Raw genomic sequence first — 16007 nt, forward strand, 5'->3', positions numbered from 1 at the left:
CCTGAGCCCCTTGAGGCCCAGAACTTTTAGAAAGTAGTTCAAATCTGATTACTCCTTATACAATTGTCGGACTGCTTCCACATCCATATCTTGAATACTATAGAAAGAGCCAGCTGGTTGCATGACGGACTCCCCATCATTGTGGTCCAAGCCAATCGCATGACCTAATTCATGCTCAGCTGTGTTGACAATACGTTCATTACTGTAATTATAAGTATAGTTTAAAAGATAGTGACGGTTGAGTCGAATCGTCACATGTGTGAACCGATTGGTCATCAGGTTGGTCTGAGAGGAAGATTCTCCTGCTGCGGAGACCGAAGCATTGTCCATCTCGGTCAAGACCACATTGGCCTCTTTTTCATTTGTGACCAGTTTGAAAGTAAAGGCACCTGTTTGGTTCCATGCCTCAATGGCATCCCGATAGGCTTTTATAAAAGTTTGACTGATATTGGGATCTAGATAAACCGTGGCCTCTGGCTGATCCCATCTAGCTCCATTGTGTTCGTGATTGTCCGTCTGGTTCGACTGAGAATTTGGAGCCATCCCAAATCGAGCAGCAAAGCCCTGATCACCAAATAAATTTCCAGCTTGATACATAACTTTTTGGGCAGCATTTCCAAGGCCACTCGCCCCAGAAGCCGAAGAATCTGTGAAATAGAAAATCCCAACTAGGATTAAAAAACTAATCCCAATTGTCCAGAAAAATCCCCAAAAGAGGCTCCAGGTCATGCGCAGAGTCCATCTCAACCATCGAAAAATAGTTTTCATACAGTCTCCTTTCTCTTAAAGAAGGGATGCAATTGTATCACTCGATCCTTAAAAATATCTTAAAAAAGCACCGTTTCCACATTAATTATGAACGGTTACTTTTCCTGTCTGGTAATCCAGACTGATCCCGCTTTGAACATTGGGCACAAAGACATTAAATTCCAGCGTCCCATCACTCGATTTGGCTTCAATCTGAGAGCCTAGAGGTATCAGATCATCCGGTTGATTATAGATCAAGGTCACCCGATAGCGGACTCGCTTGTTCTTATCCAAAGCCTTTCGAACTAAAGTCTCATAGTAGTTTTGACCCGTAGAATCCTCGTCCTTGGCCTGGTTGGACCAGGCTGTTTGCACGGCAATATTTTTGGGATTGCTAGTCGAGGCATCAAAGCCTTTGAGATTGCCAATCAAAGCATAGCCCAATAAATGCCCCCGATCTACCGCATGGTCATATTCACCTGATAGATTATGGACCTGATGCCAACCTGCTGGTTTCCAATCGGTTTGACCACTTCCTGTTGCTTCCCGATCCCGGTATTGTCGCGTTGCCTTGCTCATCAAGGCATTGGCAACCGTAGGTACAGTCTTTCCCTGTACTTCTTTCGTCTTGTTATCCGCATAGGGTTGACTAGCGACACTGGCATCCAGATCGGTCCGATTCCCTTTGACCACAAAGGCTCCCGTTCCATTCCACTCTAACTGATCTCCTAATTGTGAACGAGCGGAAGTTGTCAGGACAGAACTGGCTAATTCCTTACTAGGGGTTTTATTTTGACTACTGGTCACCACGGAAACAACCTGGTCACTTCCACCTTTCTGAGCTGGTTGATGGATAAAATAGCCACCAATCGCTAGGGCTGTAGCGACCAAAAACCCTGCCAAGGTTTGTTTGGTACGTTTGGTTACTTTTTGTTTTGTCATATCTTTCTCCAAAAAAGAGCAGCGCTAGATGGGTCATTGACTCGATTCGCTGCTCTCCTTTTTCTCAATTTCATTTAAATCTTATTTGCCAGTTAGCTTTCCAATAATCTCTGACCAAGTACTAGGTGAAAGAATAGACCATGGATTTTTTCCATCTCCAATCACCCCATAGCCAATGACCAAACCTACCGCAAAAATCATGATTCCGATCACAGCTAAAAGAAGAACAATTCCTAGCTGTTTTGCAACATATTTAAGATTCGTTTTCATCGTCTGCTTCCTCTACACGTTTCACATCTGCACCAAGTGCCACCAATTTTTCATGGAATTGGTAATAGCCACGATCCAGGTGATTCAATTTGCTGACCTTTGTTTCTCCTTCAGCCACCAAGCCCATCAAGATCAAGGTTGCGCTGGCACGTAAATCCGTAGACATGACCTCTGCACCTTGGTAACTTTCACCACCAACGATGCGAGCTGTATCCCGCATAATTTCAGAATGAACCCCCATCCGGCGCATTTCTTCCAAATGCTGGAAGCGATTTTCAAAGACCGTTTCAATCATGGTTGATTCACCCTTGGCCATCGCCATCAAGGCTGTAAATTGAGCCTGCATATCTGTTGGAAATCCTGGGTAAGGAAGAGTCTTAACAGAAACTGGACGAAGCTTACTAATATCTGATTGGATCCGAATGCCATTGTCTTCTTCGGTTACCGTAACTCCCATCTCCTGCATCTTCGAAAGAAGCGGACGATTATGCTCCCAAATGGCATCTTCAATCAAGACATCTCCACCGGTCATGGCTGCCCCAATCATGAAGGTTCCTGCCTCGATCCGGTCTTGAACCACATTGTGAACCGCCCCATGTAAGCTCTCCACTCCGACGATGGTTAAGGTCTCTGTTCCTGCACCCTTGACATTTGCACCCATTTTATTAAGCAAGAGTGCTAGGTCAACAATTTCAGGTTCTCGAGCTGCATTTTCAATGACCGTCACGCCATCTGCCAAGGTAGCTGCCATCATAATATTTTGCGTCGCCCCTACTGATGGGAAGTCCATATAGATATGTGCCCCCTTGAGACGATCAGCTTTGGCTTCGATATAACCAGCGGCTTGAGTAATCTCAGCTCCCATGGCTTCTAAACCTTTGAGGTGAAGGTCAATCGGACGGCTACCGATCGTACAACCTCCAGGCATGGAAACTTTAGCATGGCCATTACGTGCCAAGACTGGACCCAAGACAACAATCGATGCCCGCATCTTGCTCACATACTTGTAGGGTGCTTCCTCAGACAACTTTGCTTGCGCATCCACGACTACCATATTTTCTTCTTCATTGAAGGTCACCTGCGCATTTAAGCCACGAACCACATTGTTCATGGTAAAGACGTCTGATAAAACAGGCACATTTTTCAAGGTTGTCACCCCCTCACTTGCAAGCACTGTTGCTGCAAGAAGAGGAAGAACCGCATTTTTTGCCCCTTCAATTTTAACGGTTCCAACCAGACGATTATTCCCACCATGAATGATTATTTTTTCCATACGAGATTTTTCTCCAATTCCTTTAAGTCACGACTTCTATCATACCATATTTTTGACAAAATGTGGTTAGAACTGACCAATAAAAATCTGCCGACTCATCTCGTAAATACTAATAAAAAATGAGCTGGCTAAATAGCCTAAGGCAACACTGAACAACAGAATTAAGAAGCGAATTTTGATTGCATTTTCCGCACTAACTTTTAAAAATTTTTCCCATCTTACCAAGTTGAAGAGTAAATAATAGGCAAAAAAGATAAACAATAAATGGCTGGAAAGATTAAATATCATTTGAATCATATCGCTATTATATCATATTTGCTTTCTAGTTTCTTCTTTTAATTTGACTCCCAACAAAAATAAGGTGAGGACGCACCTCCACCTTATTTTGAATATGTTATAAACGATTTCCGACATTAATCCGGTTAATGGCGCGTTGAAGAGCAATTTTAGCACGACGTTCCATATCAACCGAATGCTGATCTTTGGCTTCTTCAATCGCTTTTTCAGCTCGCAGTTTGGCCCGTTCTGCACGACTAATATCAATATCTCGAGCACGTTCAGCAGAATCGGCAACGATGGTAATGACATTGTCTGCTACTTCGATAATCCCACCATTGACTGCAATCCAATTAATATGTTTGTCATCGTCTATCCGACGAACCTTAACTTGGTCTACAGCCAAAACCGCAATGGTATTGATATGATGAGGTAAAATCCCTAATTCACCATCAATTGTCTTGACAGATACAAATGCGGCATGATGATCATAAACCAGTCCATCGGGTGTCACGATTTGGACGTTCATTTGACTCATCTTTCACCTCTTCTTAGAATCCCATTTTTTCAGCTTTGGCGATGACATCCTCGATTGAACCAACACCACGGAAGGCATCTTCAGGAAGATGGTCATATTTTCCGTCCAAGATTTCTTTAAAACCACGAACAGTTTCTGCAACCGGTACGTATGAACCAGGTTGACCGGTAAATTGTTCGGCAACGTTGAAGTTTTGTGACAAGAAGAATTGGATCCGGCGAGCACGAGCAACCAATGTTTTTTCATCATCAGACAACTCATCCATCCCCAAGATGGCAATGATATCTTGCAATTCATGGTACCGTTGAAGGACACGTTTGACCTCAGAAGCTACGGCATAGTGCTCTTCTCCTACGATTTCTGGAGAAAGGGCACGAGAGCTTGATGCCAATGGATCCACCGCAGGGTAGATCCCCAATTGTACCAATTTACGTTCCAAGTTGGTGGTTGAATCCAAGTGGGCAAAGGCGGTCGCTGGCGCTGGGTCTGTATAGTCATCGGCTGGCACATAGATGGCTTGGATCGATGTAACAGAACCTTTCTTGGTTGACGTGATCCGTTCTTGCAATTGCCCCATTTCAGTTGCCAAGGTTGGTTGGTAACCAACGGCTGATGGCATCCGTCCCAAAAGGGCTGATACTTCAGATCCGGCTTGGGTGAAACGGAAGATATTGTCAATGAAGAGCAACACGTCTTGACCTTCCACGTCACGGAAGTATTCCGCAATGGTCAAACCAGTCAAAGCCACACGCATCCGTGCTCCAGGTGGTTCATTCATTTGTCCAAAGACCATAGCAGTCTTTTCGATAACACCTGATTCTTTCATTTCTCCGTAAAGGTCATTCCCTTCACGTGTCCGTTCCCCAACACCTGTAAATACGGAAATACCACCGTGTTCTTGGGCAATGTTGTGGATCAATTCTTGAATCAAGACGGTCTTCCCAACTCCGGCACCACCGAAGAGGCCGACCTTCCCACCTTTCAAGTAAGGGGCTAAGAGGTCAATCACTTTGATCCCTGTTTCAAGAATTTCTTCTGAAGTAGAAAGCTCATCAAAAGATGGGGCTTTTTTGTGGATGGATTCACGTGGAGCATCTTCTGCAAAAGGTTGATCCAAGTCAATGGTATCTCCCAGAACGTTGAAGACACGTCCCAAGGTTTCTTTTCCGACAGGAACTGAGATTGGACGACCAGTGTCCAAAACTTCCATTCCACGTGTCAAACCATCGGTTGATTCCATGGCAATGGTCCGAACGACCCCATCACCAAGTTCAAGAGCTACTTCAAGAACGACTTTTGATTTTTGTTGGTCATTTTTATAGACTACAAGTGCATTATTGATCTCAGGAAGTTTATCTCCTACGGAAAAGGCAACGTCAACGACGGGACCTACGACCTGAGAAATTTTGCCTAAACTCATGTCATTCTCCTATTCTAACTAATTTCTACTGCTTAACAATAAGCTTTTTTTGTATTAAAAATTGTATCCGACACCTATTCAAGAGCACTCGCACCAGCAACGATTTCAGTAATTTCCTGAGTAATCGCAGCCTGACGAGCACGGTTGTATTGAATCGTTAATTCGTCAATGACCTTCTTGGCATTGTCTGTCGCAGTTTGCATGGCCATCATACCTGCAGCATTTTCAGCTGTTTTGGCATCAATAATGGCCCCATAGATCATGCTTTCTGCAAACTGTGGAAGCAATTGATCCAAAATCGCATCACGACTGGATTCCAATTCCAAATTTAAGACATAGTCTTCATCGGCTTCATTGGGGTCCAAGTCAATGATGGGAAGCATTTGCTCTACCCGCATTTGGCTGGTTAAACTGTTGACATGATGGTTGTAGCAAACGTACAACTCATCAAACAAGCCTTCTTGGTACATTTGAACGGTTTTTGAAATGATTTTACGAACTTCCTTAAAGCTAGGCTGATCCGCCAAGCCACGCAATTCATAAACTGGCTGAATCCCACGCGCACGGAAGAAATCCGCACCGACACTTCCAATACAGATCACTTCAAAGTCATCTCCGTTTGGATGGTATTCTTCCTTCATTTCCATCATGGTTTTCAAAATAGAAGCATTATAGCCTCCCACCAAACCACGGTCTGATGTAATCACAATATAAGCTGTCTTTTGGACTGGACGGCTCGCAAGCATAGGATGGGACTTGGTATTTTCTGTTTCATGGCCATGGAGCAAGTCTGTTAAGAGCTTACGAACCTTAGCAGCATAAACCTGAAAATCCTTGGCTGCCTGCTCAGACTTACCGAGTTTGGCAGCGGACACCATCTGCATCGCATTGGTGATTTGACTGGTGTTTTTTGTGGATGCAATTTTATTTTTAATATCATTTAATGAAACTGCCATCTTCCACTCCTATTTCTATTTGAAATTTGACTGGTTGACAAATTCAGTAAGGGCCGCATCTAGTTCTTCTTCATTTGGAAGGTCGAGCGTTGTCCGAATAGTTTCAAAAATTCCTGCATGATGGGCTTCAAAATAATCAAACAATTCTGATTCAAAACGAAGAATATCATCCACTGGAACACTGTCCAAGTAACCATGTGTCAATGCGTACAAGATTAACACTTGTTTTTCAACTGTCAATGGTTCATGAACAGGTTGTTTCAAGACTTCCACTGTCCGACGACCACGGTTCAACTTAGCTTGAGTGGCTGCATCCAAATCACTACCAAATTTCGTGAAGGCTTCCAACTCACGGTAAGAAGCGAGGTCGATACGTAGGGTACCAGCAACCTTCTTCATGGCCTTGATTTGAGCAGATCCACCTACCCGGGATACAGAAGATCCGGCATCGATGGCTGGACGAATTCCTGAGTTGAACAAACTATCTTGCAAGAAGATTTGGCCATCTGTGATGGAGATCACGTTGGTTGCTATATAAGCGGAGATATCCCCTGCTTGGGTTTCAATGATTGGAAGCGCAGTGATAGAACCACCACCCAATTCATCTGAAACCTTTGCGGAACGTTCCAACAAACGGCTGTGAAGATAGAAGACATCCCCTGGGAAGGCTTCACGACCTGGTGGACGACGAAGAAGAAGGGACAATTCACGATAGGCTACGGCTTGTTTTGACAAATCATCATAGACAATCAAAACATGTTTACCGTTATACATGAATTCTTCTGCCATGGCAACCCCAGCATAAGGTGCGATAAAGAGCAATGGGGAAGGTTGAGAGGCAGATGCCGTCACGACAATCGTGTAATCCATGGCTCCATATTTACGGAGAGTTTCTACTTGGGTACGAACCGTTGATTCCTTTTGTCCAATTGCCACGTAGATACAGATCATATCTTGACCTTTTTGGTTCAAGATGGTATCAATGGCAATCGAAGTTTTCCCTGTTTGACGGTCCCCGATAATCAATTCCCGTTGACCACGTCCAATTGGGACCAAAGCATCAATGGCTTTCAAACCAGTTTGGAGTGGTTCTGAGACTGATTTCCGTTGCATAACGCCAGGAGCTGGTGTTTCAACTGGACGGAATTTATCTGTCATAATCTCACCCAAACCATCCACTGGTTGGCCAAGTGGGTTGACAACACGACCAATCAAGGCATCCCCTGCAGGGACTTCCATGATTTTACCCGTACGACGGACCGAATCCCCTTCACGAATATCCGTGAAATCACCCAAAATGATGATCCCGACATCCGTTGTTTCCAAGTTTTGAGCCATCCCGTATGAGCCATTTTCAAAGATCAACAACTCACCACTCATGGCATTTTCAAGACCATGAGCACGGGCAATCCCGTCACCAATGTAGGTTACAACACCTGTCTCAGTGACGTCAAAGTTTGGCTGGAAATTTTCAATTTGTTGCTTAATTAAAGCGCTGATTTCTTGTGCGTTAATCGCCAAAATTCACACCACTTTCTATTTCAATTTAGATTTTATGACTTGCAATTGGTGTTTGAGACTGGTATCCAATGTTTTATGATTGGCTGTCACGACAAACCCACCAATTAAATCTGGATCGATCTTTTGTTGGATTGAGCGAACCTGAATGCCAAATTTTCTTTCGATAATGGGTACCAATTTTCGCTCTTGAGCTGGATCCAAGGCTGTAGCTGTCGTAACCGTCACGACAAAAGCATTACTCAGTCGTTGGATCTGATCCAAACAGATCGTTATAATGTCATAAAATAAGGCTTCACGATGATTGAGAATAACCACTTCAATCAAATGGTCGAGTAATTGTGAATCCGAGGGTTGAAAAAGTCGTAGACTTTTTGCTTTCTCTTCATCCTCTACACCGATATGAGCTAAGAAGTTAGCAAGTCCAGTCTCCTCAAAAATGCCCTTGATTTGGGTTAACTTTTCAAAGACCAGGTCTTGTTCTCCTTTTTCAAAGACCAATTGAACAAAAGGCTGGGTATATTTCTCAATCACCATCAGTTGCTTTTTGTCCATTAGGCTTCTCCTAATTCATCAAGATAGCGATCGATCAGTTGGCGTTGAGCTTCAGCATCTAGCTGTTGGCTCAACAATTTTCCAGCGAGATGCACAGTGAGATCCGCCACATCGCCTTTGATACTGTTCAATGCTTCTTCTTTGTTGTGCGCAATTTCTTGTTGCGCTTTTTCTTTCAAACGTACAGCTTCTTGAGTGGCATCTGAAAGGATTTGCGATTTGTTCTTTTCAGCAGTTTCCTTTGCATTTTCTACGATAGACGCAGCTTCTTTGCGACTACCCGCCAACTCTTCTTCACGTTTATTTGCTAGTTCCTCAGCTTTTTGACGAGCTGATTCTGCTCCATCAATATCATCTGTAATCTTTTTGGCACGCGCTTCTAAAATTCCATTGATATTGTTCCATGCAAATTTCTTTATTAAAAAGATTAATAATAGGAAGGAACCAGCAATGAGAATAAAGTTACCAATAATTTCACTCATTGATACATGCATTCTTCTACTCCTCCTCTACTTACTCTTCGCCATTAATTTTCTTACCAATATAGATTGATGACAACATGGTAAACACATAGGCTTGGATACATGAAATGAAAATCGAAAACGCTGTCCACGCCATGCTTCCAATAAAGGCAAATGGATACCAATAAACAGCTTGATGCGATAAAGTCACAAGCAAGCTTGCTAGTACCTCACCCGCAAAGATATTTCCGAAGATCCGAAGTGCCAAGGAGGCAAAGTTCGTTAATTCTTCCAAAATATTCATGGGTGTCATAAACCCTGGTGTTACAAAGGCCTTCAAATATTCCTTTACACCACGCCTGCGAATTCCTTCTACATGGGCGATCAAGGTGATCAAAAATGAAAAGGCAAAGTCATAACCCAGGTTAGCGGTTGGTGATGTCCACAAATTGTAACCATTGGTCGTTTCGATTTTAGCCATCAATCCAATGTTATTGGCCACTAAAAGAAATAGGAAAAGAACAAACAAGAACAAGGAATAGTCCTTTATATAATGTTCCCCAATATTTCCTTTGGTGAAACCTACGACAAAGTCATATGCATATTCCAGCACATTTTGTTTGCCCTTTGGTCGGATCGTCATTTTACGGCTGGCCCAATAAATAAAGCCAAAAACCACCAAAACAGCAATCAAGGTCATAGCAAGTAGGGTCAAATTAAAAGTTACAGGTCCAAGAGTTATCGTTGGAGTGATACTTTCTTCCAAGTTTTGACACCTCCTTTTCTAAAATAGAAGTGCTTATTTGATAATGAAGGCCATAACCAAGGTTACGAAGAAAGTACCTTCGACAAAGGCAACACCAAGAATCAAGAGACTACGCAATTGACCGATAATTTCTGGTTGACGAGACGCAGATTTCAATAAGCTGCTCATCATCAAACCTTCTGCCAGTGATACACCAAAACAGGCTAAACAAAGACCTAAAAATGTTAAATTCATGATGAATTCTCCTTTTATAAATTTTACCTTATTAGTTTACTCCTATTAAATTTAATAGTCAAATATTTCCTCATAAAGTAAGCGTTTTACTTTTATAAAAGTCCTATTCTACGAGGAAACTTCACACTTATTTTTTTAATGCAAGTCCTAGATGAAACACTTTCACCCCTTCTATCCTTCTTTTCAAATACACCCGATGCTATTTTCCTAAAAAGTAAACTCCCACCTGCTAGGCAGATGAGAGTCCATTGATTATTTAAAGATAGAAGTTTTAAAGCTATCTGTCTGTTGAAGCAATTTCTTGAAGATTTTTTCCTTCAGTGAAAGGGTATGATCAAATTTGACTGATCCGTTCTTCAAGCTTGCCTGATCTTTTTCAACGGCAGCCGCGAAGGCTTGTTTTAAGTCTTCATAAGAGTTATAAGTTGTACCATCGATTTCGATTGATTGAAGTCCATTTTTGGCACTGGTTACAACTTCATTGAAGTAAGCTTTCTTCCAGTCTTCTAGGTTGTTAAATCTTCCATCTGAAATCTTCTGAATAATGTAATCATCCCCTAGAGTGGCATGTCCAGCTTGTTTTGATTCCTGTTTATACTTGTTTGAAGCATATCCTAGGAAGCCTTTTTCATAGCCATAGTAACCCCAGATTCTGAAGGTGTTGTGTTTGAAGGACATGGCTCCTGGAGCTCCTTCACTAGTATTTCCACCATAGATACCCGTCATCATCGGCACAGTCACATAGGCTGAACCAAAGTCAGATGGATTATAGACTCCATTTCCAGGACCACGATTGGTCATGAAGTTGTTAGTCACTAAGTCATCAACTGTATGCAAAGGAATCGCCTTTTCATCATCATTCAAAGGTCGAACCTTGTCAAATTGATTCCTGGTGTTGCTACCACGATACTGTTTATCCAGCTTCTTGAACCAAGCATTGTTTAAATCTTGACTTGCTTTATCAAGGACTGCTTCTCCTTCGAGATAATCCAGAAGCATGAGCGTATCATTGTAGCCTTTCATGTAGCGATCAATCTCAGCTCTCGATGTAAGGTCATTTGGATTGGTATTGTACCATTGGTTCCCATCGTTCGGTCGTTCATAAGCCATATTGAGACCTAGGGCTTTGTATTCCCCATTTGGATTGGATACGGATGGTGTTTGGAGCATGCCTTGGGCATAGGCTTCCAAGTCCGTTCCTTCACGATGTCTCCAGCCGCCCAAGTATACCATACGGTCATTGACGTGGGTCGTTTCATGGGTAAAAGCAGAAATCCCAAAGTCACTGATCATATCCGTTACCATAAAGAAGACCGAATCATCTTTATAAGGATTTCCATAGACACGAGCAGTTGCTCCCATACGCCAATCCGTCGCATGGTAACGATCGGTTGGTCCATACAATTCACGAATTGGAGCGACATCTTTTCCACTATTCGTATGGCCATAACGGTCTGTACTAATACCTTTGTAGTTTTGATTATCAAGGACCGGTGTTGGCACCATATTATTGCTCTTTAAGAGTTGGTTGCGAACATTATCAGCTGCTAATCGTGACCAGAAATCCAAGTAGTCTTGTTGGGCTTTGGCTACTTTATCAATCTCAGCCTTGAAAGCAGTCCGTTCTGCTTCTGAATTTTTACCATATTTTTCAAAGGAACTATAAGCCAAGGTATTGTAGGTTGAAATCAAGAACATGTGCGCATCTTTAAGATTCAAGAGTGGCAAGATCATTTTACCGTGGATATCGTTATTTAAGCCTTCATATGCCCGGTGTTTGGCAGAAGCGAATGCTGGATTTGAAGTCTCAGGCTCCACAATATAGACATTGTCTTTCGTGGCTTTGATGAACCAATCATTCAAGTCTCTATCACTTGTAAAGAGCTCCATGTTGTATTTCAAGAAGTCATTTAGATTACCTGAAAGTGTATGTTTGGCAACGACTTCACGGAAGGCATCGTCGGTACGAGTCCCTTTGATGTAGTCTTCTTTTGAACCAATTTCAATCAAACGGTCTAAGACATCGACATTCTTCCCATAGAAGTCCGGCTTGAACAGCATAAGTGGCTTAATGTTGACATCATCAAACTTCACTCCGTAATAACGGTTGAGGTAAGAAAGACCCAGAAGTACGGCAGCCTTCTTGTCCTCAATTTTCTTGATCAAGGCACGTTTTGCAGCCTCATCAGTGTTTAATTGATGGTCTTCATTTTCAACCAGTTGTTTGACAAAGTGAGCCAGATTGTCCTTGACTTCTTTGAAGCTTTCTTCGAGGTAAAGGTTCTTAATGGCATTGACTTTATTGCCACCCGTACGACCCAAGTGCGTATAAATTGGATCTGATTGCAATTCAATTGGACTTAGTTTTTCAACAATCGCATGGATCAGATCGCTCCGGTCTTTGTCTACCATATTTGGCGTGTAGACCACATCTCCTAGCTCAGCTACACTATACTCTTTAACTTGCTTCACTTTAGAGTCTTTTGGCGTGATGCTAAAGACATCTTTTGTCTTATCGGCATAATGAATCAGAATATGGTCGGCATCAGCTAGTTCCGTCACAAAGGTATTGCCTTTCATAGCGGTAACAGATAAGACTTCTTTTGTCAGGAGAGGACTTCCTGCAGCCAATTTATTCCCTTGGTTGACAATCCACTCTTTGTTGTAGAATGGTTGGATTTTTTCTATATTGCGATAAGCTTGTTCACGGTCTGCTTGGTAGTCTTGGATCTCCTTATAGGTATCCGCTTTTGGTTGGACCTGATTCAAGGTATCCTCTACTAAAGGATTCAGGACAGCTTTATCCGCTGTAATGCCCATTGCCTCAATTTTCTGACTGGCTTCTTCAAGACCAATCTCTTTAATTCTATTGGTACGCGAACGCTTGAAGGAATGTTTCCCTGAGCTGACATCTTTGACGACATAGTTTCTTTCAATCCAGTCGTTCGTGTAATAACCATCTTCTGCGTCTAGGTCACTGGAACCGTAGAATTCTTCACCGTTTTCAACTTTCATCATGGAAACTGTGTCAGCAACTCTACCCCAGGTCCAGTTTTTACTAATGAATCCACCAACTTCAACTGGTGTTTTGACCTGAATGGTTCCTTTTGTAACCGCATTTCGAATAGAGGCATACTTGTCGATCCCATTAGGGTCAGAACCATTATCCGATCTCGCAACCAGACCACCAACACGGGCTTTATTGGCTTTGATATCCGCGTCTACATAAGCTTGTTTGATATTGCCTCGCCATACTTCACCGGCAATGCCACCAATATCCCATCCCTTGTCGCCAATTCCAGTAATCTTACCGATAAAGGCAACATTCTTCAAGAGACCTCCAGTGTCCACTTTATTGACAATACCGGCTATCCCATCTTTGCCAAGAACACTACCAGTCACCTTGATATTCTCAATCGTAGCATTTTTAACGGTTCTTGCAAGTGGGGAAATAGATTCAATCCAAGGCATATTGATGTCAACATTTCCTAAGTTAATATTTTTAACAGATCCATTCTCGATTCCATCAAATAACTGGCGAGCCATATTGTAGATGGTGTATTGTTTACCATCCACACTGGTTAAATGACCAGTAAAGGTACCTGGGACATACTGTTTAGTTGGTGTTGGTACATTTGCTGCATTCAGATCCGCACCGAGTTTGAAGGTTCCATTTTTATTTGCCTGCATGGCTTTGACAAGTTCATTAAAATCGTAATAGACATCCCCTTCGTGGGCTTTTGGTTTGGCAAAGTAATGAACATACTCTTGGCTAAATCGTCGATCAGAAGTCCGTTGAACCAAATCAGATGCTTTGGCTGTCACTTTGTAGAGCGTCTTACCGTCTACCGTTACCTCTTCGATTTTATCAACGGCGAGTTTAGTGACCTTATTATCCTCTGTTGTGACTTTCAAGTAATAAGGGGTGACATCTGTTGGTGTTTCGGACAATAAACTGCTATCTGTCTCAACACCTTGGTCGTCCACACGGATCAAACTAGATTCCTTGATGTTTTTGACTTCTACTTTTTTAAGATCTAGTCTTAGAGGTTCTTCTTGGAGAACTTCTTCTTCATCCCCATTTCCTCGGTCATAAACCATGGTTGTAGCTAGCGTGTAGTCCTTATAATAGTCCAGATCTGCCAAAGCTGCTGCAAGATCCGCTTCTGTGAGGCTAACGGTCTTAACCACTTGACCGTCCTTTTTCAACACCGTTTGGATCGACTTGATGGTCACACCATCTGGTTTACTTAAACGATAGGTAGCCTTTGCAGTCCGATTTAGTTCTTCCTTATCAAGTGTCGCTAACGTTAAGCTTGGTTTTTCAAGTTCTTTCGTTCCTTTTTTGATGATACGGTCCTGCGGTGCTTCTACCACTTCCTCTGAAACGGTCGGTGCATCCGCTGTCTTTACACCTTTGATGGTCTTGTATACCTTGGTGATTTTCTTCTTTCCATTTTTCCCTACTTGAGAGACTGTCTCAGTGCCCTTTTGCAGGCTAGCATCTTGCTCTGTCGCCGTCTTAAATGGGATTTCTTCGATCGACACTTCCTCGGTCTGTCCTTCGATAGCCTTGGTTCCACGACTGATTTTTTCGTTCATAGGAGCTTGGAGTGTCTCTGTGCTGGTGCTGATTGGCTCTCCAACTTTCTCACCATTGATCGTTTTATAAACACGATGAATCAACTGGCTTCCCACTTGACCTTTTTGAATCACGCTTTCTTCATCGGTGTATCGATTGGCATCTGCTACAGACTCAGTTGCATATGGAAGAGACACCGTTTCTGTTTCAGCTACAGTCCCTTCGGTCATTTGGTAGCTTGGATTCTCCGGCTGAACCGCTGCTTCACCTTCATGGCCTACTTCTTGCGTCCCTTTTGCATCCACTACTCCAGTATAGGACGGGGTCTCCGGCTGAACTGCTGCTTCACCTTCGTGGCCTACTTCTTGTGTCCCTTTTGCATCCACTACTCCAGTATAGGACGGATTCTCTGGCTGAACGACCGCTTCACCTTCGTGGCCTACTTCTTGCGTCCCTTTTGCTGTGACGACTGGCTGCGGACTTAGTTGAGTTTCTTCTTTTGTTCCTACTGAAAGGACTTGTGAAACTGGTTCTTTCGTAACTGTATTTTCGATTACCCTTCGAACTTCTTTACCGTCCACAAGACTCACTTCTGTATCGATTCTCCGCTCACCAGTTTGACCAGCTGTTAACACCTTGCTTTGGCCCTTAGCTAGTGTAGCATCGGCTTGCTCCACCGTTTCAAATGGAATTGACTCTGTAGAAACTTCAACCCTTGGCTTTTCAACCATCGGAAAGGCTGGAGCATCTTCAGGAATCACACGTGAGTTCAAATCTAGTGGTGGTGCCACCGGACTTGTATGGGCAGTGGTTGACGCAGGTTCTTGTTTTTTCTGAATCTTGGTTGGGACTTCTTTGCCGCTTTCTTTAGTGGTTGGATAATGAAGATATCCGACATAGTCGTACCCATCAATTGGAATCACACCAGCTGCAAGATCTTTGCTGGATGAGACAGAAATCGTTTGATTATAGGGCAATAATACTTGATTTTGTAAAGCTGCCACTTCTACTGGAAGGAGAAGACTTTGCCCCATCACCCCAATTAAAAGAACACCCATCACCTTGTTGCGGTGCTTTTTAGAAAGCAAGAGAACTGCCAAAGAAGCTGTCGCAAAACTAAGTCCTAGTAGTGCCACTTCCTGACTTCCTGTCTGAGGCAAGGTTTGTTGGGGCATTCCTTTTTTTCTATAGACCAAATAAAAGGTATCCTCGTTTTGGTATTGATCTGGAATCGCATGAATGACTTGCGCCTCTTCATCAGGAGTGAGCTCGTCTTCTGTCACATATCCAAGATGGACATTGGCCGCTTGTGTATACTGATCGGCTTGTACAGGTTGAGGAGTAAGTAGACTCGCTCCTAATAGAAAAACTCCAATCGCAACTGGCCCTACACCAACAGATAATTTTCGAATCGAATATTTGGTGATTTTTTCAACAGTTTGTTTCTTCTTTTTCATCCTTTAAATTCC

Annotated in this window: 14 protein-coding genes; all 14 read right to left on the reverse strand. The window is 42.9% G+C overall.

The annotated features are described in order from the left end of the window. Positions 1-48 precede the first annotated feature (48 nt). The 14 genes from HA044_RS03400 to HA044_RS03465 all read right to left on the reverse strand — a co-directional run bounded on the left by HA044_RS03400 (position 49) and on the right by HA044_RS03465 (position 15995). Positions 49-768, reverse strand: coding sequence for a M57 family metalloprotease (locus HA044_RS03400; RefSeq protein WP_187539293.1), 720 nt, complete (start codon positions 766-768; stop codon positions 49-51). An 81-nt stretch (positions 769-849) separates the two neighbouring features. Further along, on the reverse strand, positions 850-1689 hold the full coding sequence (locus tag HA044_RS03405) for a DNA/RNA non-specific endonuclease (protein WP_187539295.1): 840 nt from the start codon (positions 1687-1689) through the stop codon (positions 850-852). Positions 1690-1770: 81 nt separating this feature from the next. Then, a complete protein-coding gene (locus tag HA044_RS03410) occupies positions 1771-1959 on the reverse strand; it encodes a DNA-directed RNA polymerase subunit beta (RefSeq protein ID WP_187539297.1) in 189 nt (62 codons plus the stop codon). Next, positions 1943-3232, reverse strand: coding sequence for a UDP-N-acetylglucosamine 1-carboxyvinyltransferase (gene murA, locus HA044_RS03415; RefSeq protein WP_187539300.1), 1290 nt, complete (start codon positions 3230-3232; stop codon positions 1943-1945). Before murA ends, HA044_RS03410 begins: the two co-directional genes overlap by 17 nt. Positions 3233-3298: 66 nt before the next feature. Further along, on the reverse strand, positions 3299-3529 hold the full coding sequence (locus tag HA044_RS03420) for a DUF1146 family protein (RefSeq protein ID WP_187539302.1): 231 nt from the start codon (positions 3527-3529) through the stop codon (positions 3299-3301). 97 nt (positions 3530-3626) lie between these two features. Continuing rightward, complete coding sequence (locus tag HA044_RS03425) at positions 3627-4046, reverse strand: F0F1 ATP synthase subunit epsilon (RefSeq protein WP_187539304.1); 420 nt, start codon at positions 4044-4046, stop codon at positions 3627-3629. A 13-nt stretch (positions 4047-4059) separates the two neighbouring features. Then, positions 4060-5466 carry a F0F1 ATP synthase subunit beta gene (atpD, locus tag HA044_RS03430; protein WP_187539306.1) on the reverse strand — a complete coding sequence of 469 codons (1407 nt, stop codon included), beginning with the start codon at positions 5464-5466 and terminating at the stop codon, positions 4060-4062. Positions 5467-5540: 74 nt separating this feature from the next. Continuing rightward, the gene (locus tag HA044_RS03435; protein ID WP_187539308.1) at positions 5541-6422 is read right to left on the reverse strand and encodes a F0F1 ATP synthase subunit gamma; all 882 of its coding nucleotides are present in this window, start codon (positions 6420-6422) and stop codon (positions 5541-5543) included. 15 nt (positions 6423-6437) lie between these two features. Continuing rightward, the gene (gene atpA, locus HA044_RS03440) at positions 6438-7943 is read right to left on the reverse strand and encodes a F0F1 ATP synthase subunit alpha (protein WP_187539310.1); all 1506 of its coding nucleotides are present in this window, start codon (positions 7941-7943) and stop codon (positions 6438-6440) included. A gap of 15 nt (positions 7944-7958) precedes the next feature. Next, positions 7959-8495, reverse strand: a complete 537-nt coding sequence (locus HA044_RS03445; RefSeq protein ID WP_187539313.1) for a F0F1 ATP synthase subunit delta — start codon at positions 8493-8495, stop codon at positions 7959-7961. Next, the gene (atpF, locus tag HA044_RS03450) at positions 8495-8989 is read right to left on the reverse strand and encodes a F0F1 ATP synthase subunit B (RefSeq protein WP_049490536.1); all 495 of its coding nucleotides are present in this window, start codon (positions 8987-8989) and stop codon (positions 8495-8497) included. The genes HA044_RS03445 and atpF overlap by 1 nt, the downstream gene beginning before the upstream one ends. A 19-nt stretch (positions 8990-9008) precedes the next feature. After that, positions 9009-9722 carry a F0F1 ATP synthase subunit A gene (atpB, locus tag HA044_RS03455; RefSeq protein WP_003017795.1) on the reverse strand — a complete coding sequence of 238 codons (714 nt, stop codon included), beginning with the start codon at positions 9720-9722 and terminating at the stop codon, positions 9009-9011. Positions 9723-9755: 33 nt separating this feature from the next. After that, positions 9756-9956 carry a F0F1 ATP synthase subunit C gene (locus HA044_RS03460; protein ID WP_003006433.1) on the reverse strand — a complete coding sequence of 67 codons (201 nt, stop codon included), beginning with the start codon at positions 9954-9956 and terminating at the stop codon, positions 9756-9758. Positions 9957-10208: 252 nt separating this feature from the next. After that, a complete protein-coding gene (locus HA044_RS03465) occupies positions 10209-15995 on the reverse strand; it encodes a ZmpA/ZmpB/ZmpC family metallo-endopeptidase (protein WP_187539315.1) in 5787 nt (1928 codons plus the stop codon). Between the last annotated feature and the right edge of the window lie 12 nt (positions 15996-16007).

The sequence above is a fragment of the Streptococcus sp. IMAU 99161 genome, assembly GCF_014435245.1.
In the GTDB taxonomy this organism is placed as follows: domain Bacteria; phylum Bacillota; class Bacilli; order Lactobacillales; family Streptococcaceae; genus Streptococcus; species Streptococcus lactarius.

What these genes read in the sequence shown, in the direction of transcription:
- HA044_RS03420 (WP_187539302.1), bottom strand. Translation starts at nt 3,529, where the DNA reads ATGATTCAAATGATATTTAATCTTTCCAGCCATTTATTGTTTATCTTT.
- HA044_RS03460 (WP_003006433.1), bottom strand. Translation starts at nt 9,956, where the DNA reads ATGAATTTAACATTTTTAGGTCTTTGTTTAGCCTGTTTTGGTGTATCA.
- HA044_RS03425 (WP_187539304.1), bottom strand. Translation starts at nt 4,046, where the DNA reads ATGAGTCAAATGAACGTCCAAATCGTGACACCCGATGGACTGGTTTAT.
- atpD (WP_187539306.1), bottom strand. Translation starts at nt 5,466, where the DNA reads ATGAGTTTAGGCAAAATTTCTCAGGTCGTAGGTCCCGTCGTTGACGTT.
- HA044_RS03435 (WP_187539308.1), bottom strand. Translation starts at nt 6,422, where the DNA reads ATGGCAGTTTCATTAAATGATATTAAAAATAAAATTGCATCCACAAAA.
- HA044_RS03400 (WP_187539293.1), bottom strand. Translation starts at nt 768, where the DNA reads ATGAAAACTATTTTTCGATGGTTGAGATGGACTCTGCGCATGACCTGG.
- HA044_RS03445 (WP_187539313.1), bottom strand. Translation starts at nt 8,495, where the DNA reads ATGGACAAAAAGCAACTGATGGTGATTGAGAAATATACCCAGCCTTTT.
- HA044_RS03410 (WP_187539297.1), bottom strand. Translation starts at nt 1,959, where the DNA reads ATGAAAACGAATCTTAAATATGTTGCAAAACAGCTAGGAATTGTTCTT.
- atpF (WP_049490536.1), bottom strand. Translation starts at nt 8,989, where the DNA reads ATGCATGTATCAATGAGTGAAATTATTGGTAACTTTATTCTCATTGCT.
- murA (WP_187539300.1), bottom strand. Translation starts at nt 3,232, where the DNA reads ATGGAAAAAATAATCATTCATGGTGGGAATAATCGTCTGGTTGGAACC.
- HA044_RS03405 (WP_187539295.1), bottom strand. Translation starts at nt 1,689, where the DNA reads ATGACAAAACAAAAAGTAACCAAACGTACCAAACAAACCTTGGCAGGG.
- HA044_RS03465 (WP_187539315.1), bottom strand. Translation starts at nt 15,995, where the DNA reads ATGAAAAAGAAGAAACAAACTGTTGAAAAAATCACCAAATATTCGATT.